The organism is uncultured Aquabacterium sp., from assembly GCF_947366995.1.
In the GTDB taxonomy this organism is placed as follows: domain Bacteria; phylum Pseudomonadota; class Gammaproteobacteria; order Burkholderiales; family Burkholderiaceae_C; genus Aquabacterium.
Map to the genome: position 1 here is coordinate 16,861 of NZ_CANBCC010000020.1, position 21,887 is coordinate 38,747.

Annotated in this window: 21 protein-coding genes; 15 read left to right on the top strand and 6 right to left on the bottom strand. The window is 67.7% G+C overall.

The window, feature by feature from the left end; genetic code table 11:
- The first annotated feature begins 156 nt into the window (after positions 1-156).
- The 5 genes from pqqA to pqqE all read left to right on the top strand — a co-directional run bounded on the left by pqqA (position 157) and on the right by pqqE (position 3,478).
- Positions 157-231 carry a pyrroloquinoline quinone precursor peptide PqqA gene (gene pqqA / locus Q0Z44_RS07620; protein WP_109038365.1) on the top strand — a complete coding sequence of 25 codons (75 nt, stop codon included), beginning with the start codon at positions 157-159 and terminating at the stop codon, positions 229-231.
- A 68-nt stretch (positions 232-299) separates the two neighbouring features.
- On the top strand, positions 300-1,217 hold the full coding sequence (pqqB, locus tag Q0Z44_RS07625) for a pyrroloquinoline quinone biosynthesis protein PqqB (protein WP_298011556.1): 918 nt from the start codon (positions 300-302) through the stop codon (positions 1,215-1,217).
- The gene (gene pqqC, locus Q0Z44_RS07630; protein WP_298011557.1) at positions 1,214-1,981 is read left to right on the top strand and encodes a pyrroloquinoline-quinone synthase PqqC; all 768 of its coding nucleotides are present in this window, start codon (positions 1,214-1,216) and stop codon (positions 1,979-1,981) included. Before pqqB ends, pqqC begins: the two co-directional genes overlap by 4 nt.
- Positions 1,982-1,997: 16 nt before the next feature.
- Positions 1,998-2,309 (top strand): pyrroloquinoline quinone biosynthesis peptide chaperone PqqD, encoded by a 312-nt coding sequence (gene pqqD / locus Q0Z44_RS07635; RefSeq protein WP_298011559.1) that lies wholly within the window; start codon positions 1,998-2,000, stop codon positions 2,307-2,309.
- Positions 2,306-3,478, top strand: coding sequence for a pyrroloquinoline quinone biosynthesis protein PqqE (pqqE, locus tag Q0Z44_RS07640; protein WP_298011560.1), 1,173 nt, complete (start codon positions 2,306-2,308; stop codon positions 3,476-3,478). The genes pqqD and pqqE overlap by 4 nt, the downstream gene beginning before the upstream one ends.
- Here the strand turns inward: pqqE and Q0Z44_RS07645 are convergent.
- The gene (locus Q0Z44_RS07645; protein WP_298011562.1) at positions 3,453-4,412 is read right to left on the bottom strand and encodes a LysR family transcriptional regulator; all 960 of its coding nucleotides are present in this window, start codon (positions 4,410-4,412) and stop codon (positions 3,453-3,455) included. The two genes, pqqE and Q0Z44_RS07645, sit on opposite strands and share 26 nt — an antisense overlap.
- Before the next feature lie 90 nt (positions 4,413-4,502).
- Here Q0Z44_RS07645 and yegQ point away from each other — a divergent pair, with 90 nt between their 5' ends.
- The 9 genes from yegQ (at position 4,503) to Q0Z44_RS07690 (ending at position 13,978) form a co-directional block, all read left to right on the top strand.
- Positions 4,503-5,900, top strand: coding sequence for a tRNA 5-hydroxyuridine modification protein YegQ (gene yegQ / locus Q0Z44_RS07650; protein ID WP_298011563.1), 1,398 nt, complete (start codon positions 4,503-4,505; stop codon positions 5,898-5,900).
- A 110-nt stretch (positions 5,901-6,010) separates the two neighbouring features.
- Complete coding sequence (locus tag Q0Z44_RS07655) at positions 6,011-7,477, top strand: form I ribulose bisphosphate carboxylase large subunit (protein ID WP_298011564.1); 1,467 nt, start codon at positions 6,011-6,013, stop codon at positions 7,475-7,477.
- A gap of 15 nt (positions 7,478-7,492) precedes the next feature.
- Positions 7,493-7,945: a ribulose bisphosphate carboxylase small subunit gene (locus Q0Z44_RS07660; RefSeq protein ID WP_298011565.1), complete on the top strand. Its 453-nt coding sequence runs from the start codon at positions 7,493-7,495 to the stop codon at positions 7,943-7,945.
- Positions 7,942-8,997, top strand: coding sequence for a CbbX protein (cbbX, locus tag Q0Z44_RS07665; RefSeq protein WP_298011567.1), 1,056 nt, complete (start codon positions 7,942-7,944; stop codon positions 8,995-8,997). The genes Q0Z44_RS07660 and cbbX overlap by 4 nt, the downstream gene beginning before the upstream one ends.
- Positions 8,988-10,070, top strand: a complete 1,083-nt coding sequence (locus tag Q0Z44_RS07670) for a class 1 fructose-bisphosphatase (protein ID WP_298011568.1) — start codon at positions 8,988-8,990, stop codon at positions 10,068-10,070. Before cbbX ends, Q0Z44_RS07670 begins: the two co-directional genes overlap by 10 nt.
- Before the next feature lie 10 nt (positions 10,071-10,080).
- A complete protein-coding gene (locus Q0Z44_RS07675) occupies positions 10,081-10,965 on the top strand; it encodes a phosphoribulokinase (RefSeq protein WP_109037051.1) in 885 nt (294 codons plus the stop codon).
- Between the two features lie 218 nt (positions 10,966-11,183).
- On the top strand, positions 11,184-11,777 hold the full coding sequence (locus tag Q0Z44_RS07680; RefSeq protein ID WP_298011569.1) for a thioredoxin family protein: 594 nt from the start codon (positions 11,184-11,186) through the stop codon (positions 11,775-11,777).
- Between the two features lie 212 nt (positions 11,778-11,989).
- Positions 11,990-12,592, top strand: coding sequence for an isoprenylcysteine carboxylmethyltransferase family protein (locus tag Q0Z44_RS07685; RefSeq protein WP_298011570.1), 603 nt, complete (start codon positions 11,990-11,992; stop codon positions 12,590-12,592).
- Between the two features lie 12 nt (positions 12,593-12,604).
- On the top strand, positions 12,605-13,978 hold the full coding sequence (locus Q0Z44_RS07690) for an acyltransferase (protein WP_298011571.1): 1,374 nt from the start codon (positions 12,605-12,607) through the stop codon (positions 13,976-13,978).
- Here the strand turns inward: Q0Z44_RS07690 and Q0Z44_RS07695 are convergent.
- Genes Q0Z44_RS07695 through Q0Z44_RS07715 form a run of 5 tightly spaced genes read right to left on the bottom strand, consistent with a single transcriptional unit; the run spans position 13,938 to position 19,689 of the window.
- On the bottom strand, positions 13,938-15,362 hold the full coding sequence (locus Q0Z44_RS07695) for an alpha/beta hydrolase domain-containing protein (protein WP_298011573.1): 1,425 nt from the start codon (positions 15,360-15,362) through the stop codon (positions 13,938-13,940). The genes Q0Z44_RS07690 and Q0Z44_RS07695 overlap by 41 nt on opposite strands.
- Before the next feature lie 8 nt (positions 15,363-15,370).
- Positions 15,371-16,540, bottom strand: a complete 1,170-nt coding sequence (locus Q0Z44_RS07700; RefSeq protein ID WP_298011574.1) for an ABC transporter permease — start codon at positions 16,538-16,540, stop codon at positions 15,371-15,373.
- Between the two features lie 9 nt (positions 16,541-16,549).
- Positions 16,550-17,710 carry an ABC transporter permease gene (locus Q0Z44_RS07705; protein ID WP_298011575.1) on the bottom strand — a complete coding sequence of 387 codons (1,161 nt, stop codon included), beginning with the start codon at positions 17,708-17,710 and terminating at the stop codon, positions 16,550-16,552.
- A gap of 14 nt (positions 17,711-17,724) precedes the next feature.
- Positions 17,725-18,432 (bottom strand): ABC transporter ATP-binding protein, encoded by a 708-nt coding sequence (locus Q0Z44_RS07710; RefSeq protein ID WP_298011576.1) that lies wholly within the window; start codon positions 18,430-18,432, stop codon positions 17,725-17,727.
- A gap of 21 nt (positions 18,433-18,453) precedes the next feature.
- The gene (locus Q0Z44_RS07715; RefSeq protein WP_298011577.1) at positions 18,454-19,689 is read right to left on the bottom strand and encodes an efflux RND transporter periplasmic adaptor subunit; all 1,236 of its coding nucleotides are present in this window, start codon (positions 19,687-19,689) and stop codon (positions 18,454-18,456) included.
- Between the two features lie 304 nt (positions 19,690-19,993).
- Between Q0Z44_RS07715 and Q0Z44_RS07720 the strand changes: the two genes are divergently transcribed.
- The gene (locus Q0Z44_RS07720; RefSeq protein WP_298011579.1) at positions 19,994-21,820 is read left to right on the top strand and encodes a glucokinase; all 1,827 of its coding nucleotides are present in this window, start codon (positions 19,994-19,996) and stop codon (positions 21,818-21,820) included.
- Positions 21,821-21,887 lie beyond the last annotated feature (67 nt).

Below are 21,887 nucleotides of genomic sequence, written 5' to 3' on the forward strand. Positions count from 1 at the left end.
GTTCCAAAACGGAACTCCAGAAATTCATGAGCCGGGCTGCAGGAAACCCGTGATGGCAGTCGCATCCCGACCTGCCTACAGTGTGTTCAGCCGTCACGCCGTGATGGCCCGTGCGGGCAGCGAGCCCGTGCGACACCCCTCAAAGGAGACCTGCTCATGACCTGGGAAACCCCTGCCGCCACCGACCTGCGCTTTGGCTTCGAAATCACGATGTACATCGCCAACCGCTGAGCTTCGGCTCGGCGAACCCGGTGCGCCGGCTGCCACGGCACTGGCGCACCTGAACCGGATTCCCTTCTGTGAAAATCCGCATTCTGGGCAGTGCCGCCGGTGGTGGCTTTCCGCAGTGGAACTGCAACTGCCATAACTGCCGCGGCTGGCGCGAAGGCACTGTGCGAGCCAAGGCGCGCACCCAGTCTTCGATTGCGGTCAGCGCCGATGACGAACGCTGGCTGCTGTTCAATGCCTCGCCCGACATCCTGCAGCAGCTGCGCGAGTTTCCAGCGCTGCAACCGGGCCGCGCCCTGCGCGACACCGCCATCGAGGCCATCGTGCTGATGGACGCGCAGATCGATCACACCACCGGCCTCTACATGCTGCGCGAGCACCGCCAGCCGTGGGCCATCTGGTGCACGGCGCCGGTGCGCAGCGACCTGATGGGCGGCAACCCGCTGTTCCAGGTGCTGTCGCACTACAGCGGCGTGGCGTGGCACGCGATGCCGCTGGACCAGGCCGGTTTTGCCATCGACCGCCTGCCCGGCCTGCACCTGCAGGCGCTGCCTCTGCTGTCGAACGCCCCGCCTTACTCGCCACGCCGCGATCAGCCCGACCCGGGCGACAACGCCGGGATGCTGGTTCGTGATGCGCGCAGCGGCCGCAGCCTGTTCTACGCGCCCGGCCTCGGGCAGATGGAGCCCCATGTGTGGGCCGCCATGCAGCAGGCCGACTGCGTGCTGGTGGACGGCACACTGTGGACGGACGACGAGATGATCCGCCTGGGTGCGTCCACGCGCACTGCCCGTGCCATGGGCCACATGCCGCTGAGCGGCGAGGACGGCATGCTGGCCTGGCTCGACCGCCTGCCCGCCACGACGCGCAAGGTGCTCATCCACATCAACAACACCAACCCCATCCTCGACGAGGACAGCCCCGAGCGCGCCGAACTGGCCCGCCGCGGCGTCGAGGTGGCCGAAGACGGCATGGAGATCATTCTGTGAGCCACACGCACCACCAGGCCCATTGGGTCGACGATGGCCGGCCACGCTGGTCGGCCGACGAGTTCGAAGCCCGCCTGCGAGAGAAGGGCACCAGCTACCACATCCACCATCCCTTCCACGTGATGATGGCCGAGGGCAAGCTCACTCAGAAGCAGATGCAGGGCTGGGTGGCCAACCGCTATCTGTACCAGGTGGCCATTCCCATCAAGGACGCGGCCATTCTGTCGAACTGCCCGGATCGCGAGATCCGGCGCGAGTGGATCGAGCGCATCCTCGATCACGACGGGCGCCTGGTGGATGGCGTGCGTGAAGAAGGTGGCATCGAGGCGTGGATCCGTCTGGGCGAGGCCGTGGGCCTGACCCGCGACGACGTGGTGTCCGAGCGCCTGGTGGCCCCGGCCGCACGCTTCGCGGTCAACGCCTATGTGAACTTCGCGCGGCAGCAGCCCTGGCAGGAGGCCATCGCATCCAGCCTGACCGAACTGTTTGCCCCGCACATCCACCAGCAGCGGCTGGACCTGTGGCCCGAGGCCTACCCATGGATCAAGGCGGAGGGCCTGCAGTACTTCCGCAACCGCCTGACCCAGGCCCGGCGCGATGTGCAGCATGGCCTGCGCTTCACGCTCGACTATTTCAGCCAGACGCGTGCGCTGCAGGAGCGCGCGCTCGAGATCCTGCAGTTCAAGCTCGATGTGCTGTGGGCGCTGGCCGACGCCATCATGCTGAGCCAGTGCAAGGTCGAGATCACCGGGCCGCGGGCCTGACACCGGACACGACAGCATGAGCGACGCCAACCTGCCTGCCACACAGACCGCGCCGGACGACACACCCCGCGTGCGCGCGCCTTATCGGCTGCAATGGGAGGCGGCCCAGGATGCGTGGGTGCTGCTCTACCCCGAGGGCATGATCAAGCTGAACCGCAGCGCGGGCGAGATCATGCAGCGCTGCAATGGTGAGCGCAGCGTGCAGGCCATCGTGACCGAGCTGGAGCAGGCCTTCCAGACCACGGGCTTGCAGGCCGACGTGCTGGCCTTTGTCGACATGGCACGTGCCCAGCGCTGGCTGGACATCACGCCGGTGGTGCCCGCATGAGCGTCGACATGACGGCCGCGCCCGACCGGCCTTCGGCTTCCGCGCCGCGCCCCGGCCCGCCGCTCTGGCTGCTGGCCGAGCTGACTTACCGCTGCCCGCTGCACTGCGTGTTCTGCTACAACCCGGTGGACTTCGCACAGACGACGCCCGAGCAGGAGCTGAGCACCGAAGACTGGTTCCGCGTGTTGCGCGAGGCCCGCGCCGCCGGCAGCGTGCAGCTCGGCTTGTCGGGCGGCGAGCCGCTGGTGCGTGACGACCTCGAAGCCATCGTGGCCGAGGCACACCGCCTGGGCTTCTATACCAACCTGCTCACATCGGGCGTGGGCCTGACCGAGTCGCGCATTGCCGCGCTCAAGGCCGCCGGTCTGGACCACATCCAGCTGTCGTTTCAGGACGCCACGCGCGAGGTCAACGATTTCCTGTCCAGCACCAAGACCTTCGAGCTCAAGCAGAAGGTGGCCGGCCTGATCAAGGCCCATGGCTACCCGATGGTGATGAACGTGGTGCTGCACCGCCTGAACATCGACCACATCGGCGAGATCATCGCGATGGGCGACGCGCTGGGTGCCGAGTACATGGAACTGGCCAACAGCCAGTACTACTCATGGGCCCACCTGAACCGCGCGCAGCTGCTGCCCACCCGCGCGCAGCTGGAAGCCGCCGAGCGCACCACCCAGGCCTGGCGCGAGAAGCTCGGCGACCGCATGCGCCTGTTCTTCGTCGTGCCCGACTACCACGGTGACCGGCCCAAGAAGTGCATGAATGGCTGGGGCAATGTCTTCCTGACCGTCACGCCCGATGGCACCGCCCTGCCATGCCACACCGCGAAGATGCTGCCCGGGCTGGCCTTTCCGAACGTGCGCGAGCAGTCGATCGAGTCCATCTGGTACGCGTCCGAAGGCTTCAACCGCTACCGGGGCGACGGCTGGATGAAAGACCCGTGCCGTACCTGCCCCGAGAAGGAAAAGGACCTGGGTGGGTGCCGCTGTCAGGCCTACATGCTCACGCAGGACCCGGCCGCGGCCGACCCGGTGTGCAGCCTGTCGCCGCACCATTACCTGATCGAGCAGGCCGTTGCGCAGGCCGAAGCCGGTGTGCGCGAGCAGCCGCTGGTGTTCCGCGACCCGAAGGCCTCGCTGGCGCTCAGCGGGACTCGATCGCAGCCTTGATCGGCTGGCCCAGCAGCGCCTCGGCCTGCGCGGCCAGCAGGGCCTCGGCTTCGTCCAGCAGGAAGTAGCGGAAGGCCTCGGCCGCCGGCGACAACACCTTCGAGGCCTCGTGCACGATGTTCCAGGTGCGCACCACCGGCGTGTCCTCGAACTCGACGACGTGCAGCAGGCCCGCGCGCAGTTCGCTGGCCACCGCGTGCAACGACAGAAAGCCGATGCCCATGCCCGCCATCACCGAGGCCTTCAGCGTCTCGTTGCTCGGGATGGCCATGGCCACGCGCGGGTCGAGCCGGTGTTCGCGCAGGTAGGCGTCCAGCGCCGCGCGCACCTCGGCTCCGGGCTCGCGCACGATCAGCGGGTGGCGCACCAGCGCGTCGAGCGGCGGGTGGCCCACGCCCAGCAGCGGGTGGCCCGGCGGGCACACGAACACCATGGGGTGTGCGGCAAAGGGCTCGGCCCGCATGGCGACCTCGCGCGGGGGGCGGCCCATCACGGCCAGATCGATCTCGTTGCCATGCAGGCGGTCCAGCAGCTTGCTCAGGTCGCGCGTGACGTCCAGCCGCACGTCGATGCCGGGGTGCTCGGCCTGGAAGCGCGCCAGCAGCGCGGGCAGGAAGTAGCCGGCGGTGCTCAGCAGGCCGATGGTCAGCACGCCGGTTTCCACCTTGCGGAAGCGGGCCATGACGTTTTCCGCGTCCTTCAGCGTGGACAGCAGCCGGCGCGCGTAGACCAGAAAGTACTCGCCCGCCATCGTGAGCTGCACCTGGCGCCCCTGGCGCTCGAACAGCGGCAGGCCCACGTGGCCTTCCAGCTCCTTGACCTGCATGGTCACGGCTGGCGGCGTGAGGTGCAGGGCCTCGGCCGCGCGTGCAAAGCTCAGGTGCCGCGCGACCTCGGTGAAGACGCGGAGTTGACGAAAGGTGACGCTGCGCATGCGGTGGAAGCGAGGTGAATACGCGGTGGTGGGGTGGGGGGATCGCGCCGGGGGATGCCGTGAGACCCGCGAACAGCGACAATACCGCCCGTGAAACGCCCAGCCCCCGAACTGCTCCTGCCCGCCGGCTCGCTCGACAAGATGCGCGCCGCCTATGACTTTGGCGCCGATGCGATCTACGCCGGCCAGCCGCGCTACAGCCTGCGTGCCCGCAACAACGAGTTCCGCCTGGAACAGTTGCAGCAGGGCATCGAAGAGGCCCGCGCGCGCGGCAAGAAGTTCTACGTTACCAGCAACCTGCTGCCGCACAACGACAAGGTGCGCACCTATCTACGGGACATCGAGCCCGTGATCGCGATGAAGCCCGATGGCCTGATCATGGCCGACCCGGGCCTGATCATGATGGTGCGCGAGAAGTGGCCCGAGGTGCCCATCCACCTGTCGGTGCAGGCCAACACGGTCAACCACGCCTCCGTGAAGTTCTGGGGCAAGGTGGGGGTGCAGCGCATCATCCTGTCGCGCGAGCTGAGCCTGGACGAGATCGAGCAGATCCGCCAGGAATGCCCCGACATGGAGCTGGAGGTGTTCGTGCACGGCGCGCTGTGCATTGCCTACTCGGGCCGCTGCCTGCTGTCGGGCTACTTCAACCGCCGTGACCCCAACCAGGGCACCTGCACCAACGCCTGCCGCTGGGAGTACAAGACCCACGGCGCCACCGAGCAGTCCGACACCGGCGAGGCGGTGCCGCTGAAACTGGAAGGCGACTTCAATTTCGCCCGCGAGCAGGAAGCGGCCGAGAAGGCCTTCTCCGGCTGCGGCGACGGCAAGCGCCACCCGGCGGCCGACCGGGTCTACCTGCTGGAAGAAGCCGAGCGCCCGGGTGAGCTGATGCCCATCATGGAAGACGAGCACGGCACCTACATCATGAACTCGAAGGACCTGCGGGCCGTCGAGCATGTGGCGCGCCTGGCCGAGATCGGGGTCGATTCGCTCAAGGTCGAAGGCCGCACCAAGTCGCTGTATTACGTGGCGCGCGTTGCCCAGGTCTACCGTCAGGCCATCGACGACGCCGTGGCCGGCCGGTCGTTCAACCCCGACCTGCTGCTGCAGCTCGAAGGCATGGCCAACCGCGGCTACACCAGCGGCTTCCTGCAGCGCCGCCCGGCCCAGGACTACCAGAACTACATCGCGGGGCACTCGCAGTTCCACCGCAGCCAGTTCGTGGCCGAAGTGCGTGAAACGGGTACCGATGGCTGGGCCGAGGTCGAGGTCAAGAACCGCTTCGATGTGGGCGACACGCTGGAGATCATCCACCCGAAGGGCAACCTGCAGTTCCGGCTGGACGCCATGCGCAACATGGACGGCGATCCGATCACCGCGGCACCCGGCAGCCCGCTGCACGTGCGCATTCCGCTCGACGCCCGGTACGCCGGTGCCCTGGTGGCCAAGTTGCTGGTTCCTCAGAACGCGGAAGCGTCACCTGCGTGAGGTGGTTTGTTAAGTGATTGCTGAACTGGCTGAAAAGAAAAACTGAATTTACCTTAGCGACCTCGCTTCCTACAGTCGGCTGATCCATCGATCAGACATGGGGGCAGGTCATGAACAAGCCAGTCGAAGAGGGCATCATCCGCGACGCCCGGCAGCGCTACAGCGCCGGGGTGCTGAAGTACCGCCAGATGGGCTATTGGGAGCCCGACTACGTTCCGAAGGACACGGACGTGGTGTGCCTCTTCCGCATCACGCCGCAGGACGGCGTGGACCCGGTCGAGGCCGCGGCCGCGGTGGCCGGCGAAAGCAGCACCGCCACCTGGACGGTGGTCTGGACGGACCGCCTCACGGCCTGCGACACCTACCGGGCCAAGGCCTTCAAGGTGGAGCCCGTGCCCGGCCAGCCGGGACAGGTGTTCGCGTGGGTGGCCTATGACCTCATCCTCTTCGAGGAAGGCTCGATCGCCAACATGACGGCCAGCCTGATCGGCAACGTCTTCAGCTTCAAGCCGCTGAAGGCCTGCCGGCTGGAGGACATCCGCATCCCGGTGGCCTATGTCAAGACCTTCAAGGGCCCGCCCACCGGCTTGATCGTCGAACGCGAGCGGCTCGACAAGTTCGGCCGCCCGCTGCTGGGCGCCACCACCAAGCCCAAGCTCGGCCTGTCCGGCCGCAACTATGGCCGCGTGATCTACGAAGGCCTGAAGGGCGGGCTCGATTTCATGAAGGACGACGAGAACATCAACTCGCAGCCCTTCATGCACTGGCGCGACCGCTTTCTGTACGTGATGGACGCGGTCAACAAGGCCAGCGCCGCCACGGGCGAGGTCAAGGGCAGCTACCTGAACGTGACCGGCGCGACGATGGAAGACATCTACGAGCGCGCCGAGTTTGCGAAGGAGTTGGGCTCGGTCGTCGTCATGGTCGACCTGATCGTTGGCTGGAGCGCCATCCAGAGCCTGGCCAACTGGGCACGCAAGCACGACATGATCGTGCACATGCACCGTGCCGGCCATGGCACCTACACGCGGCAGAAGTCGCACGGGGTCAGCTTCCGGGTCATGGCCAAGTGGCTGCGCCTGGCGGGCGTCGACCACCTGCATGCAGGCACCGCCGTGGGCAAGCTCGAAGGCGATCCGCTGATGGTGCAGGGCTACTACAACGTCTGCCGCGAGGCCTACAACCGGCAGGATCTGCCGCGCGGGCTGTTCTTCGACCAGGACTGGGCCGACCTCAAAAAGGTGATGCCGGTGGCCTCGGGCGGCATCCACGCCGGGCAGATGCACCAGCTGCTGAGCCTGTTCGGCGACGACGTGATCCTGCAGTTCGGCGGCGGCACCATCGGCCACCCCGCCGGCATCCAGGCCGGCGCCGTGGCCAACCGCGTGGCGCTCGAAGCCATGGTGAAGGCACGCAACGAGGGGCGTGACATCGACCAGGAAGGCCCCGAGATCCTGCAGCAGGCCGCCCGTTGGTGCGCGCCGCTGGCCCAGGCGCTCGACACCTGGAAGGACGTGGCCTTCAACTACGCCTCGACCGACACCAGCGACCACGTCGCCACCCCCGTCCTTGCCTGACCCGGAGCGCACGCCATGATGACCAACCCGACCGGCCGGCTCACCCAGGGCCAGTTCAGCTTCCTGCCCGATCTGAGCGACGACGAGATCCGCCTGCAGATCCAGTGGGCCCTGCGCCAGGGCCACGCGTGGAGCGTGGAATACACCGACGACCCGCATCCGCGCAACACCTACTGGGAGATGTTCGGCATGCCGATGTTCGACCTGGAAGACGCGGCCGGCGTGATGCAGGTGCTGGGCGAATGCCGCGCGACCTTTCCCCAGCACTACATCCGGCTGGTGGCATTCAACGCCACACGCGGCATCGAGTCGATCACGATGAGTTTCATCGTGCAGCGGCCCGCATCCGAAGCAGGCTTCGGGCTGGTGCGCACCGAAGGTTGGGGCCGCACGCAGCGCTACACCGTGCGCGGCTACGAGGCCGAGCGGCCTGAAGGCGAGCGTTACGGAGCCGGGGCCGCCTCATGACGGCGCCGGTGTTCCGGCTGCCCGGGGCGCCGGTGCCGGCGACGCCGCGCGATGCGAAGGCCCAACAGCCATGGACATCGTCACCGCAGCAGCATGGCGTGCCAGGTGCCGATCCAGCCGGTGCGCCTGCGCTGCGGGATCGCGCGCCACGGACCGTGCACGAGGTGCTGGCTGCCACGCAGGTGGAATCGGTGCTGGACGAGCTGGACACCGAGCTGGTGGGTCTGCAGCCCGTGAAGCAGAAGGTGCGCGAGCTGGCTGCGCTGCTGGTGATCGACCGGCTGCGGGCCGCGCACGGCCTGGGCACAGGCACGCCCAGCCTGCACATGTGCTTCACCGGCAACCCGGGCACGGGCAAGACCACGGTGGCGCAACGCATGGCCACCATCCTGCACCGACTGGGGCACGTGCGCACGGGGCATCTGGTGTCGGTCACGCGTGACGACCTGGTGGGCCAGTACATCGGCCACACGGCGCCCAAGACGAAAGAGGTGCTCAAGCGCGCCATGGGCGGTGTGCTGTTCATCGACGAGGCCTACTACCTCTATCGCCCGGAGAACGAGCGCGACTACGGGGCCGAGGCCATCGAGATCCTGCTGCAGGTGATGGAGAACCACCGCGATGACCTGGTGGTGATCCTGGCGGGCTACCCCGATCGCATGCAGACCTTCTTCCAGTCCAACCCGGGGCTGAGCAGCCGCATCGCCCATCACATCGACTTCCCGGACTACGACCCGTCCGACCTGCTGCAGATTGCCGATCGCATGCTGGAGGCGCAGCGCTATCGGTTCGGTCCGGGTGCGCGCGAGGCATTCGCTCATTACGTGAGCCTGCGGCGCGAGCAGCCCCACTTTGCCAACGCACGCAGCGTGCGCAATGCGCTGGAGCGCGCACGTCTGCGCCAGGCCGGCCGCCTGTTTGCCGAACGCCATGCGGTGCTGGACGAAGCCGCACTGGCCACCCTCACCGTCGCCGACTTTGCCGCCAGCCGGGTGTTCCGGCAGGCCACCACCGAATCCGAAACCCTCCCTGGAGCGTCACCATGTCGCTGACCCATCCCCTGACCCTGACGCAATACCTGATCGAGCAGCGCCGACGCTTTCCGGGCGCCAGCGGCGCGCTCAATGCACTCATCCTCGATGTCGCACTGGCGTGCAAGGCCATCGCCCGCACGGTCGCGTTCGGCCGCCTGGCACCCGGCCTCGATCAGGTGGGCGGGCAACGCAACGTGCAAGGTGAAGTGCAGCAGCCGCTCGACGTGCTGAGCAACGAGGTCTTTCTGCGCCGCACCGAGTGGGCCGGGCATCTGGCGGGCATGGCCTCCGAAGAGATGGCCGAGCCCTATCAGATCCCGCAGGCCTGGCCGCGCGGCAAATACCTGCTTGTGTTCGATCCGCTGGATGGCTCGAGCAACATCGACGTCAACCTGACGGTGGGCAGCATCTTCTCGATCCTGCGGGCCCCCGCGGGCGTGACGGCCGGTGAGCGCGATGCGGAGGAGATCGACTTCCTGCAGCCGGGCGCGGCTCAGGTGGCTGCAGGGTATGCGCTCTATGGCCCGAGCACCATGTTCATCCTGAGCGTGGGCAACGGCGTGGTCGGCTTCACGCTCGATCCCAACCTGGGCGAGTTCATGCTCACGCACCCGCAGTTGCAGGTGCCCGAGCACACGCGTGAGTTCGCGATCAACGCGTCGAACAGCCGCTTCTGGGAGCCGCCCGTCAAGCGCTATGTGGACGAGTGCCTGGCCGGCGCGGCGGGCGCGCGCGGTTCGGACTTCAACATGCGCTGGATCGCATCCATGGTGGCCGAGGCCCACCGCATCCTCATGCGGGGCGGCGTCTTCCTCTACCCGCGCGACACCCGCGATGCCAGCCGCCCTGGCCGTCTGCGTCTGCTGTACGAGGCCAATCCTATCGGCTTCATCATGGAGCAGGCGGGCGGCAGGGCGTCAACCGGGCGCCACCCGTTGCTGGGCGTGCGACCGACGTCGCTGCACCAGCGCATCGGGCTGGTGTTCGGCTCGCGCGCGGAAGTCGAGCGCATCGAGCGCTATCACCACGAGCCGGTCAGCCGCAGCGACCTGAACCCATTGTTCACCGAGCGCAGCCTGTTCCGCGACTGAAAGGCCTGCCATGTCCGAACGACATCCCATCATCGCCATCACCGGCTCCTCGGGTGCCGGCACCACCTCGGTGACACGTACCTTCGAGGCCATCTTCCGCCGCGAGGGCGTGAAGGCCGCGCTGATCGAAGGCGACAGCTTCCATCGATTCGACCGCAGCGAGATGCGCGCACGCCAGGCCGAAGCCGAGGGCTCGGGAAACGGGCACTTCAGCCACTTCGGCCCGGAGACCAACCTGTTTGCCGAGCTGGAGCAGCTGTTTCGCAGCTACTCCGAAACTGGCTCGGGCAAGACGCGCCACTATCTGCACGACCCCGTGGAGGCCGCGCCCTACGGACAAGAGCCCGGCACGTTCACGCCGTGGGAGGATCTGCAGCCCGGCACGGACCTGCTGTTCTATGAAGGCCTGCATGGCGCCGTGGTGACGCCTGAGGTGAACATCGCGCGCTACCCCGACCTGCTGATCGGCGTGGTGCCGGTGATCAACCTCGAGTGGATCCAGAAGCTGTGGCGCGACAAGCATGTGCGCGGCTACTCGGCCGAAGCCGTGACCGACACCATCCTGCGCCGCATGCCGGACTACGTGAACTACATCTGCCCGCAGTTCACGCACACCCACGTCAACTTTCAGCGCGTGCCCGTGGTGGACACCTCCAACCCCTTCATCGCGCGTGACATTCCCACGGCCGACGAGAGCCTCTGCGTGATCCGTTTTGCCAATCCGAAGGGCATCGATTTCCCGTACCTGCTCAACATGATCAATGACTCTTTCATGTCGCGGGCGAACACCATCGTGGTGCCGGGCGGCAAGATGGCGCTGGCCATGCAGCTCATCTTCACCCCCTTCATCTGGCGCATGATGGAGCGGCGCCAGCGAGCGCTCGCGGGGTACTGAGGCGTGTCAATCGTGTGTCACCCACCCCCGCCCGCCCTGTTACGAAGCGGGGCTTGCGTTCACCGAAAGGGTGTGATTCCATCACGGAAAGCGCAGCCGACGAAGGCCCTGCGTGCCCGTCCGGGAGGGCGTGTGCAGCACGAGGCCAAGGCCCGTCGTGCCGCCTTGTCTCCCGCGTCCGTGTTCCCTTGCAGTACCTCGTCTGAAAGGAAATGACCATGGCCCTGACCACTCCGATTGCCGACATCGGCTGGCCTGCCGCCCCGTTCCGCCTGCTGGGTGTGGACAGCCATTACCACTCGTTGAAGCAGCTGATGGGCCGCCGCGGCACCGTGGTGGCCTTCATCTGCAACCATTGCCCGTACGTGCAGGCCATGATGCCGCGCCTGATCCGCGACGCCCGCGAACTGGCCACCATCGGCGTGAACGTGATTGCCATCAACCCGAACGACGCCAGCGCCTACCCCGAGGACAGCTTTGCCGCGATGAAGCAGCAGGCGAGGGCGTGGGATCTGCCGTTCCATTACCTGCACGACGAGACGCAGGCCGTGGCCCGTGCATACGGGGCCGTCTGCACGCCCGACTTCTTCGGTTTCGATGCCGAGATGCGGCTGCAGTACCGCGGCCGACTGGACGCGGGCCGGACGGAGCCGGTGGATGACGATGCCCCGCGCGAGTTGTTCGATGCGATGCGGCTGGTGGCCCATCTGGGGTACGGGCCGGGTGAGCAGGAGCCGAGCATCGGTTGCAGCATCAAGTGGCGTGAACCCCAGGAGGCCGCCGAGCGGGGCCTGATCCAGAGCGCCACCTGACGCACCGCGCCGCGCTTCTCGCGCGGCATACCGGCCCCGCTGCCACGCCCGCTTTCACGCGGGCGTGGGCGTTTCTGACCCGTGCACAGGCCCGTGTCGCGCGGTGTGCCGGCACCCCACGGATGCGGGAGCCCAGCAGGGGAAAGCACTTGGCAAGCGGTCGGAATGCGCCGACCACAATCTGCTCAGCATTCAACACGTAGCGAGCAGCCATGGACTCCCTTCGCCCCCTGATCTTCGTGTGGCCTGAGGGCCTGCTCATCTGGGCCGTGATGGCCTGGGCCCTGACGATGGAGTGGCGCCAACTGCAGCGCAAGAAAGCCTTCTCGGGCGGGCACGATGGCGATGACCGTTATTCGGGGCTGGTGATCTCGGTGGGGGCCTCCGCACTGCAGGTGCTGGCCGTGCTGGCAGCATGGCACGCGCCCACCGCGATCCAGGCAGAGGGCCGGCTGATGGCGTACTACGGCGGTGTGGCGGTCATCGTGGCCGGCATGTTGCTGCGCATGCACTGCTGGGCGGCGCTCGGTCGTTTCTTCACCCACACCGTCACGGTGCAGTCCGATCACCAGGTGGTGGATGTGGGGGCGTACCGCTACCTGCGCCACCCGTCCTACCTGGGCGCGTTGATGACGCTGGGCGGCTTTGGCCTGATGCTGGGCAACCTGCTCAGCCTGGGCGTGATGCTTGTCGGCTCGTGGGCGATCTACCTCTACCGCATCCATGTGGAAGAAGCGGCGCTGGAGGCCGCTTTGGGCGACAGCTACCGCCGCTTCAAGCAGACCCGCAAGCGCCTCATCCCCTTTGTCTATTGAGGGAGGGGCGCCATGGCCCGGTTTTCGTCGTCCCTCTTGCGCCATGTTCGGCTGCAGGCCGGCACCCAGGCGCCGCCCCAGCGTCTGACGGGATCGGACCTGTTCAACGGGCACGTCGGTATCCCGGTCATGCTGGTCTACCCGCAAGGCTTCGATGTCGTGCGGGCCGAGCGGGCCTTGCGCGAGGTGCTGCGCGGCTACCCGGTCATCACCGGCCGGCTTCGCAAGGGTAGCGACGGCCATGCCTTCATCGATTGCAACGATGCGGGCATCGACTTCCGCGTGCATGCCTGTGCGGGGCCGCTGCCGACGTACGGTATCGAGCGCCCGATGGGCCGCGACCTGCGCCGCTACTTCAAGCCGTTTCTGCCCTGGCGCATCGTCGGGCGCGATGTGCCCCTGCTGCAGGTCGACGTCTGGCGCTTCGAGGATGGCGGCATCGTGCTGTCGTGCTACGGCACGCACTCGGTGTTCGATGGCATCAGCTTCTGGCAGTTCATGAGCGACTGGTCTGCGGCATGTCGCGGAGAGGCTGTGCCATTGCGGGCATTCGATCGGAAGGTTCTGACGGACATCGTGGCCGATCGGCCGGTGCCGCAGGAAGCGGGGCTGCTGTACGACCCGAGCATGCCCGAGCGCATCGGCCTGTTCGCTCGCCTGGGCTGGCAGGCCTTGCAGTTGCGCAAGGCGGTGCTGCGTGTGCCGGCCTCTCTGGTGCAACGGTGGAAGGACGAGGCCCGTGCAGCGGGCGATGCGACGGCGGGCGTGAGTTCGAGCGACCTCGTGGCGGCCTTCTGCCTTCAACAGTTTTCACCGCTGATGCCGCCGCAGCATGAACGCAGTGTGGGGATCGTGCTCGACCTGCGCGCACGCCGCCGGCTGCGCATCCCACGCGATTACTTCGGCAATGCGCTGGGCTACGGCGAAGGGCGCTGCACGACCCAGGAAGTCGCCAGTCTGAGCCTGCCTGAACTGGCCCTGCGGTGTCGGCCCACAGCGGCCCAGCTGGCCCACGACGCGCTGTCAGACCTGCTGGCGCTGCTGGACCACCATCGCGCGCAGAAGTCGGTCTGGCGGCTGTTCATGCGGCCGGCCGGTGAGACGCTGCGCGCCGGCTTCATCCTCAACAACTGCGTGAACTTTCCGATGTACCGCATCGACCTGGGGCAGGGCGGCCCCGCCTGGTACGACATCTGCGGCGTGGCCTTCCGCATGCTGATGGTGGTCTCGACCCCGGAAGGCGATGGCGGGCTGGATCTGCATCTCAGCGCGCGGCCGGCCGAGATCGAGGCGGTGCGCCGTGCCATTGCGGCGCAGAGCGCGGCGCCCGCGTCGTCTGCGGCGCTCAACGGGGCCAGGCCGTCCGGCGCGCTGTCTCCAGCGTAGCGGCATGGTCGGCCGGGCGCAGCAGCCCGGCGTCCCGCAGCTGATCTGCCGAGCGATGCACGGCCTGCAGCCAGGTTTCACGGTTGCCGTGGCGTTGCTGCAGCCGCTTCGGCGTCAGCGGGGTCGTGCTGCCTCCGGCGATGCAGGTGTAGAGGCCACGCACGCTGGGCCAGCTGGCGGTGAGGTTGCCGTAGGTGCCGAACTGCGCCAGCGGCGCCGAGATGGCCGGCAAGCGCAACCCGCCCACCACGTTGCCATCGTCATCGTGGGTGAGGAAGCCGATGGGGCCGCGCGCCATCCGTGGCACGATGGCGGGTGCCACGCCTTCGGTCATCCAGCGGCGCAGTGCGTGCAAGGCGGCGGCATCGGCATGGCGCAGCGGCAGGGTGTTGAGCGGCTTCAGGCAGCGGGGCTCCTTGGCGCGCCAGGCGGGGGGGGCCACGGTGTGGGTCTGAGCATGCACGTCGGCATCCAGGTGGGCGGCGCCCGCCACCTCCCAGTAACGCACACGGTGCGTGTCGGGCGTGCGTGAAAGCGGCCAGCTCACGGCCACTTCCATCTCGGTCTGAACCTGCATGACGGGCACGGGCAGATCGGCGCGCAAGCGGGGCGCGTAGACATGGCTGTCGTCGCCATGGAGCGGGGCGGCCGCCGGCGCGGCGCCGTGCAGCAGAAAGCCGTCGAACAACCTGCGTGCGGGCTCGAAGACGTTGAGCCAGGTGGTCAGGAAGACGGCCGACTGCGAATAGCCGAGCCCGACCAGCCGGACAGGCCGGGGGGCGGGCAGTTCCAGCAGACGCGCGGCCTGCCGGCGCACGGTTTCGGCTGCGTCGGCATAAAGGTCCCAGGCATGTGCGTCGCCGGGCAGGTTCAGCGCCTCATAGCGCGAGCCGCCCAGCGCTCGCAAGCCCGGCAGTGCCTCGGCCTGCACGCTGACGCCGACCCAGGCATAGCCTTCGCGCAGCAGCTCGTCGCGGGTCAGGATCCAGCCGCCATCCAGGTCGAAGCCCAGCGTGGTGTTGAGCCACTCCACCAGCACGATGCCGTTGAAGCGCGCCGGGTCGGTCGGGTGGCGCACCAACAGGCGCGTGGCGTAGGGTCGGGCGCTGCCCGGACGTGGCGTCACGCCCCAGCGCCCGTCGGCGTCCCAGCTGCCGGCACGGTCGTACACGCGCGCCTGGCCGCTCAGCCACCACTCCTGCTCGGTGTGGCCGTGCCGTGCCAGCAGGGCCGCACGCGAGGTGGCGACCGGTGCGCCCATGGCGGGCGTCAGTGTGGCGGCGGACCGGTCGTCGGCCGTCAGCGCAGGGCCGGACAGGCTCAATGAGTGAGCCAGCACAAGCAGTGCGGCGATCAGCGAAGAGCGCAGGTGCGAGGGACTCATGGCGCCGATCACGCCTGCCGCAGGCACTCGATGATGCTCAGCCGTGCGGCGCGCCAGGCCGGCACGAACCCGCCCAGAAAGCCCATCAGGAGCGCGAAGGCCATGGTCTGGCCCGCCACCGTCGGTGTGAACCGGAACCGGAAGGCGATCTCGGAGAAGGTCTGGTAGTTCACTGTCGAGATGTTGACCATCTGCATCAGTGAGGCCGCGCCCAGCCCCACCAGCCCGCCCACCAGGGCCAGCCCGAGTGACTCGCCCAGGAAGGCAATCAGCACGGCCTCCTTGCGGAAGCCCAGCGCGCGCAGGGTGCCGATCTCGCCGATGCGTGAGGCCACGGCCGCGAACATGGTGATCATGGCCCCCACGATGGCCCCGATGGAGAAGATGACCGACAGCGACAGGCCCAGTAGCCGGATGAAGCGTGACATCGACTCGGATTGCTCGGCGTAGAAACGCTGCTCCAGCTTGGCGTCCATCTGCAGCCGCGGGTCGGTGGTCATGGCCTGGCGCGTGGCATCGAGGGCACCCGGGTGGCTCAGGCGGTAGAGCAGGGTGGAGTACACCGCGCGGTGAAATGCCTGCATGACCTGCTCGCTGTCGGCCCAGAGCTCGGAGTCGAAGCCGCTGCGCTGTGCATCGAAGTGCCCGACCACCACCCAGTCCCGGCCAGCGAAGTGCAGCGTGTGGCCGATCTCCATGTTGGCAAAACCGCGCACGATGCCCGAGCCGACGATGACCTCGGACGTGCCAGGCTGGAACATCCGCCCCCGCACCAGCCTGACCTGCGGCCGCAGCCCGATGCCGACGGCGTTGGTGCCGCGCACCGTGACGTTGCTGAGCTCGCCGCTGTCGCGCTTGGGCAGGTTGTTGAGCACCACCACCTCGCGCGAGAGCTGCTTGCGACCGAGGCTGTCGTTCGCCACAGCCGGCAGCGCTTCGATGGCCGCGGCCTGGTCGCGCGAGATGGCCGAGTTGATCTCGGTGCCGGCGCCCTTGCGCAACACGATGACGTTGTCGAGCTGGCCCGTGGCGACCATGGTTTCGTTGATGCCCTCGCTCATCATCAGCACGGTGGCGAACACGAACACCACCAGCGCCATGCCGCCAGCCGTCAAGGCGGTGGTGACGCGGCGCACCCAGAGGTTGCGCATCACGTAGGAGAGGGGGATGGCGCGCATGGTCGGGCTTCAGGCGATGTGGCGGAGGCCTTGAACGATGTCGATGCGCGACATCTTCCAGGCCGGCCAGGCGGCGGCAATCAGGCCCACCACAAGCGCGGCCCCGGCCTGGATCAGCATGGTTTCCTGCGACACGGCGAAGACCTTGAAGAGCTGCTGCGTCTGCGACAGAAAGGCGCTGGCCAGCGGGAAGGTGGCCGCGATGCCGAGCGCCCCGCCGATGGCCGCGATCATCAGGCTTTCACCGAACAGCAGCTTGACGACAAAGCCCGGCGAGAAGCCCAGGGCCTTGAGCGTGGCGTACTCGGCGAGGCGCTCGCGCGCCGTCATCGTCATGGTGTTGGCCATCACCGCCATGATGATGAGCACCACCACAAAGCTGACCGCACGGATCGCCATCAGCACCGCCTGGCTCATGGCCACGATGCCCAGCTGGAATGACTTCTCGGTTTCCGTGCGGGTCTCTGCACCGGAGTTGCGGAACAGGGCGTCGATCTCCTGCGAGATGGCGGCAGCACGGTTCGGATCCTTGATGCCGACCACATACAGGCCGACCTGGTTGGCCTGGGCCGACCCCACGCGCTGGCGCACGCTTTCGGCCAGCAGCGACCAGTGCATCAGCATCAGCGTTTCGTCAGTACGGGCATCGGCGCCGGTGTAGACGCCTCGGATGGTGAAGTTCCAGTTGCCCGGGTAGATGTTGCCCTGTAGCGGGATGGTGTCGCCCACCTGCCAGCCGAAGCGCTGCGCGATCTTGCGCCCCACGATGGCCCCGCGCCGATCGGCCAGGAAGGCTGCCTTGTGTTCGTCGCTGACGCGGTATTCGGGATAAAGCGCAAAATAGCTCGGGCCGTCCACCGCGAAACGCGCGAAGAAGTTCTTGCGGTCGATGTAGATCCCGCCGAACCAGTTGGCCCAGGTCACGTCGGTGATGCCTTCGACCTTGCGGATGCGCTCGGCGTAGTACAGCGGCAGCGGGTAGCCCACCGAGATGGCGCTGCGCGTGATGAGGCGCGTGCTGGAGGTGGCATCCACGCCGGCATACCAGGCATCGACGATGGTGCGCAGCAGCCCGAAGGCGCTGATGGCCACGATCAGGCCCACCATGGTCAGCAGCGTGCGCAGCTTGTGCCGGAAGGCGTTCTTCAGCAGCAGCTTGAACAGGAACATCGTGGCCCGCGCGGTCAGTGGGCCTCGGCCGGATCGCTGACCAGCACGCCCTTCTCGAGGTGGATCATGCGGCTGGCGCGTGCTGCGGCCTTGGGGTCGTGCGTCACCATCACGATGGTCTTGCCGAGATCACGGTGCAGCTCGTCCATCAGGGCCAGCACCTCTTCACCGGTGGCGCGGTCCAGGTCGCCAGTGGGCTCGTCGGCAACGATCAGCGTCGGGTCCGTCACCAGGGCGCGCGCAATGGCCACGCGCTGCTGCTGGCCGCCCGAGAGCTCGTTGGGGTAGTGGTCCATGCGGTCGGCCAGCCGCACCATCTCGAGTGCGGCTTCGACATGGGCCTTGCGCTGACGGCGGCTGAGGTTGGTCAGCAGCAGCGGCAGCTCGACGTTCTCGTAGGCCGTCAGCACCGGCATCAGGTTATAGAACTGGAAGATGAAGCCGACGTTGGCCGCTCGCCAGTCGGCCAGCGCGGTTTCATCGAGCGTGGCGATGTCGACCCCGTTGATGGCGATGGTGCCGCTGCTGGGCTGGTCGATGCCGGCAATGAGGTTCAGCAGCGTGCTCTTGCCCGAGCCGCTGGGGCCCATCAGCGAGACGAACTCGGCTTCGGTCACCTCGAGGTTGATGTCGCGCAGGACCGGGATGGGCTGCCCACCGCGGGTGTAGGTCTTGCTGAGGTGATCGATGCGGATCACCGGTTCACGCTTGCGTGGCTGCATGGTGTCGTACTGCGGGTGACGTCAGGAGGCACTGAGCGCGACGCGGGCGCCATCCTTCAGACGGGCAGGGGGCGAGGCCACGATCTTGTCGCCTGGCTTGATGGGTCCACTGACTTCGCGGAATTCACCGAGCTGACGGCCGGGCTTGACGGGCACGGATTCGACCGTGCTGCGGTCATCGGCCTGGCGCACGAGCCAGACCACGTGCTGATCACCCTGCCGCGTGATGGCGGCGGTGGGCACGGCGGTCACGGGCTGCTGGTCGGCGTGGGTGATCTCGCGAGACAGAAAGGCCACCTTGGCGCTCATCTCGGGCAGCACGCGCGGGTCGAGCTGATCGAAGCGGATCTTGGTCATGACCGTGGCTTTCGCGCGGTCGACCGTGGGCACGATGCCGACCACATGGCCCTTGAAGCGTGTGCCGGGCAGGGCGTCGAGCGTGATCTCGACCGGCTGGCCGGGGCGGGCCTTTGACAGGTTGCCCTCCGACACATCCGCCTCAACTTCGAGCGTGCCCATGTCGGCCATCGTCACGACCGCGCCCTGTGCACCGGCCGCGCTCGACATCGGCATGATGATGTCGCCCACGTTGGCGTTCTTCACCAGCACCACGCCATCGAAGGGCGCGCGGATCTCGGTGTAGTCGAGCGCCACCTTCTGCGCCTTGAGCTGGGCGCGGGCCTGGGCCAGCGCGGCTTCCGCGGCCGACACCTGTGCGAAGACCGCCTTGTTCTTGCTCACCACGCTGTCGACCATCTGCCCCGATACAAAGCCCTGGGCTTCGAGGCTGCGGGTACGGGTGGTCTCGGCGCGTGCGTTGATGAGCTGCACCATGGCCTGCTTCTGGTTGGCCTCGGCCTGCAGCACGGCGGCCTCGGCGGCCATGATGCCGGCCTGTATGTCGCTGGCGTCCAGGCGGGCCAGCAGCTCGCCCTTCTTCACGTTGGAGCCCTCGCGCACGGTGAGCTCGATCAACCGGCCCGAGGCCTTCGACGACACCGCCGCACGGCGCTGCGCGACCACGTAGCCGGACGCCGTGAGCTGGACATACTGCTGCGAGGGCGTGCTTTGCACCACCGAGGTCGTCGTGACTTCGGCCGTGCGCGGATAGAGCGCCCATGCACCCGCGGCGGCGAGGCCCACCCCGCCCGCAATGAGCCAGGGCAACAGGGCGGAGGGGCGCCCAGTCTTGGCTTGCACGCTTCTGTCGATCTTCAGGCGGGACAGGGCGGAAGGGGCTGCGGCGTCGGTCGTCATGGTGTCACTGCTCGGTAAATCGAGATTCTGCATTGTCACTTCACTGATAACGATGATCGTTAAGCCGACCCTCGAACCAAGGCCCCGCCGGGCTAGAACCCATGGACAAGCGGGGGTGTCTGTGATTGCGGTGGCGAGGTGGACCCCGCCCGGGTTGAAGACAGGCTAAGTCAGATGCAGAAGGGGCCCGCTTAGGGATTGCGTGGTCTCCCCCCGGACCAAGTGGGAAGAGAAGGCGCTCCCCCTATACTGACCCGCGCCCTGGCCTCGACCCTCACTCACCTTGCCGACCGCTGCTTTTTCGATGGACGGATCTCGTCTGCTTGCCCTGCTGGATCCCCATGGCCGACTCAGCCTGTGCCGGCCCGATGGCCCGCTGCTGCAGGGCGTGCCGGTGGTCGAGCAGCGCGCGTGTACAGGACCGGCCCAATTGGCGAGCGCGCTGAAGGCGGGCTGGGTGGCTCAGGCCGGGCGGCAGGCAGGCCCGTTGCGGCATCTGGCGCTGGCCGTGGCGGGCACGGTGCACGACGACGAAGTGGTGCTGACCCACAAGGGCTGGCGTCTGTCGGTGTCGGCGCTGCGTGAGGCGCTCGGCCTGGAGACCTTGCTGGTCGTCAACGACTTCACGGCGCTGGCCATGGCGCTGCCCGCACTGCCGCCCGAGGCCTGTGTGGCGCTGGGTGGCGGGCAGGCGCAGGCCGGCGGGGTGATCGGCCTGATCGGGCCGGGCGAGGGGCTCGGGGTGTCGGGCCTCATTCCGGCCGAAGACCGGCGCATCACGCTGGGCAGCGAGGGTGGCCACATCAGCTTTGCACCGGCCGACGACACGGAGTTGGCCATCCTGCAGGCGGCGTGGCGGCAGTGGCCGCATGTGTCGGCAGAGCGGCTCGTGTCGGCGCAGGGGCTGCGCTTCATCTGGCAGACGCTGGGCACGCGGACCGACACGCCCCCCGATGCCTTCACCGTGATCGACCAGGCGCACGCCGGTGAGCCGCGCAGTGCGGCAGCCGTCGGCGTGTTCGCCCGCATGCTGGGCACGGTGGCGGCCGATGTGGCACTGATGCTGGGCGCGGTCGGTGGCGTGTACCTCGGTGGCGAACTGTTGCCGCGCATGGGGCCGTTGCTGGCGGCCGGCGGCTTCCGTGAACGCTTCGAAAGCAAGGGTCGTTTTTCAGGCTGGCTGGCGGCCGTGCCCACCGTGCTGATCACGGCGCCCTGGCCCGTGCTCACGGGGCTGGAGGCGCTGCTCGCCCATCACCTGCGAGACCGCGGTGCGGCGCTGCACGATGGGGGCGTCATGGCCCGCATCAAGAGCCTGCGCAACGAGCTGAGCCGCGCCGAGCAGCGTGTGGCCGATCACCTGCTGGCCCATCCGCGTGCCTTCATGAACGAGCCGGTGGCCGAGATTGCCCGGCAGGCCGAGGTGAGCCAGCCCACCGTCATCCGCTTCTGCCGGAGCCTTGGCTTCGAGGGGCTGTCGGATTTCAAGCTCAAGCTGGCTTCCGGGCTCACCGGCACCATCCCGTTGCGGCACAGCCAGGTCAGGGTGGACGATGCCGCGCCCGATCTGTCTGCCAAGGTGCTGGACAACACGGTGTCGGCCATCGTGTCGCTGCGTGACGGGCTCAACGGTCAGGCCATCGGGCGTGCCATCGCCTTGCTGCAACAGGCGCGGCGGGTCGAGTTCCACGGGGTGGGCAACTCGCATGTCGTGGCGGTCGACGGGCAGTACAAGTTCCTGCGCTTCGGCATCCCGGCCACGGCGCACGCAGACAGCGCCCTGCAGGCCATGGCGGCCGATCTACTGGGGCCGGGCGATGTCGTGGTCGCCGTGTCGCGCTCGGGTGCCATGCCGGATCTGATCCATGCGGTGGACAAGGCGTTGAATGCGGGCGCCGCCGTCGTGGCAATCACCGCGAGCGATTCCCCGCTGGCACGGCGTGCCACCGTGACGCTGGCGGTGGACCACGTCGAAGGCCGCACCGAGCAGCTCTCCATGGTGTCCCGCATCCTGCACCTGCTGATGATCGACGTGCTGGCCGTGGGCGTGGCCATGCAGCGCCCCGGCTCGGTGAAGTCGCCGTTCGGGCTGCGGGAAGACGCTGCGGCGTGGATCTCGCACGCACGCTGAGCCGCGTCGCATTCAAGCAAAAAAAGACCAACCAGGCCTGGAAGCCGGGTCGGTCAAAAAGTCTGCG

Coding starts and splice junctions, on each gene's coding strand:
- pqqD (WP_298011559.1), top strand. CDS start 1,998: ATGAGCGACGCCAACCTGCCTGCCACACAGACCGCGCCGGACGACACA.
- Q0Z44_RS07670 (WP_298011568.1), top strand. CDS start 8,988: ATGTCGCTGACCCATCCCCTGACCCTGACGCAATACCTGATCGAGCAG.
- Q0Z44_RS07675 (WP_109037051.1), top strand. CDS start 10,081: ATGTCCGAACGACATCCCATCATCGCCATCACCGGCTCCTCGGGTGCC.
- Q0Z44_RS07705 (WP_298011575.1), bottom strand. CDS start 17,710: ATGTTCCTGTTCAAGCTGCTGCTGAAGAACGCCTTCCGGCACAAGCTG.
- Q0Z44_RS07700 (WP_298011574.1), bottom strand. CDS start 16,540: ATGCGCGCCATCCCCCTCTCCTACGTGATGCGCAACCTCTGGGTGCGC.
- Q0Z44_RS07695 (WP_298011573.1), bottom strand. CDS start 15,362: ATGAGTCCCTCGCACCTGCGCTCTTCGCTGATCGCCGCACTGCTTGTG.
- Q0Z44_RS07715 (WP_298011577.1), bottom strand. CDS start 19,689: ATGACGACCGACGCCGCAGCCCCTTCCGCCCTGTCCCGCCTGAAGATC.
- Q0Z44_RS07660 (WP_298011565.1), top strand. CDS start 7,493: ATGATGACCAACCCGACCGGCCGGCTCACCCAGGGCCAGTTCAGCTTC.
- Q0Z44_RS07690 (WP_298011571.1), top strand. CDS start 12,605: ATGGCCCGGTTTTCGTCGTCCCTCTTGCGCCATGTTCGGCTGCAGGCC.
- Q0Z44_RS07680 (WP_298011569.1), top strand. CDS start 11,184: ATGGCCCTGACCACTCCGATTGCCGACATCGGCTGGCCTGCCGCCCCG.
- Q0Z44_RS07685 (WP_298011570.1), top strand. CDS start 11,990: ATGGACTCCCTTCGCCCCCTGATCTTCGTGTGGCCTGAGGGCCTGCTC.
- Q0Z44_RS07655 (WP_298011564.1), top strand. CDS start 6,011: ATGAACAAGCCAGTCGAAGAGGGCATCATCCGCGACGCCCGGCAGCGC.
- Q0Z44_RS07710 (WP_298011576.1), bottom strand. CDS start 18,432: ATGCAGCCACGCAAGCGTGAACCGGTGATCCGCATCGATCACCTCAGC.
- cbbX (WP_298011567.1), top strand. CDS start 7,942: ATGACGGCGCCGGTGTTCCGGCTGCCCGGGGCGCCGGTGCCGGCGACG.
- Q0Z44_RS07720 (WP_298011579.1), top strand. CDS start 19,994: ATGGACGGATCTCGTCTGCTTGCCCTGCTGGATCCCCATGGCCGACTC.
- pqqE (WP_298011560.1), top strand. CDS start 2,306: ATGAGCGTCGACATGACGGCCGCGCCCGACCGGCCTTCGGCTTCCGCG.
- Q0Z44_RS07645 (WP_298011562.1), bottom strand. CDS start 4,412: ATGCGCAGCGTCACCTTTCGTCAACTCCGCGTCTTCACCGAGGTCGCG.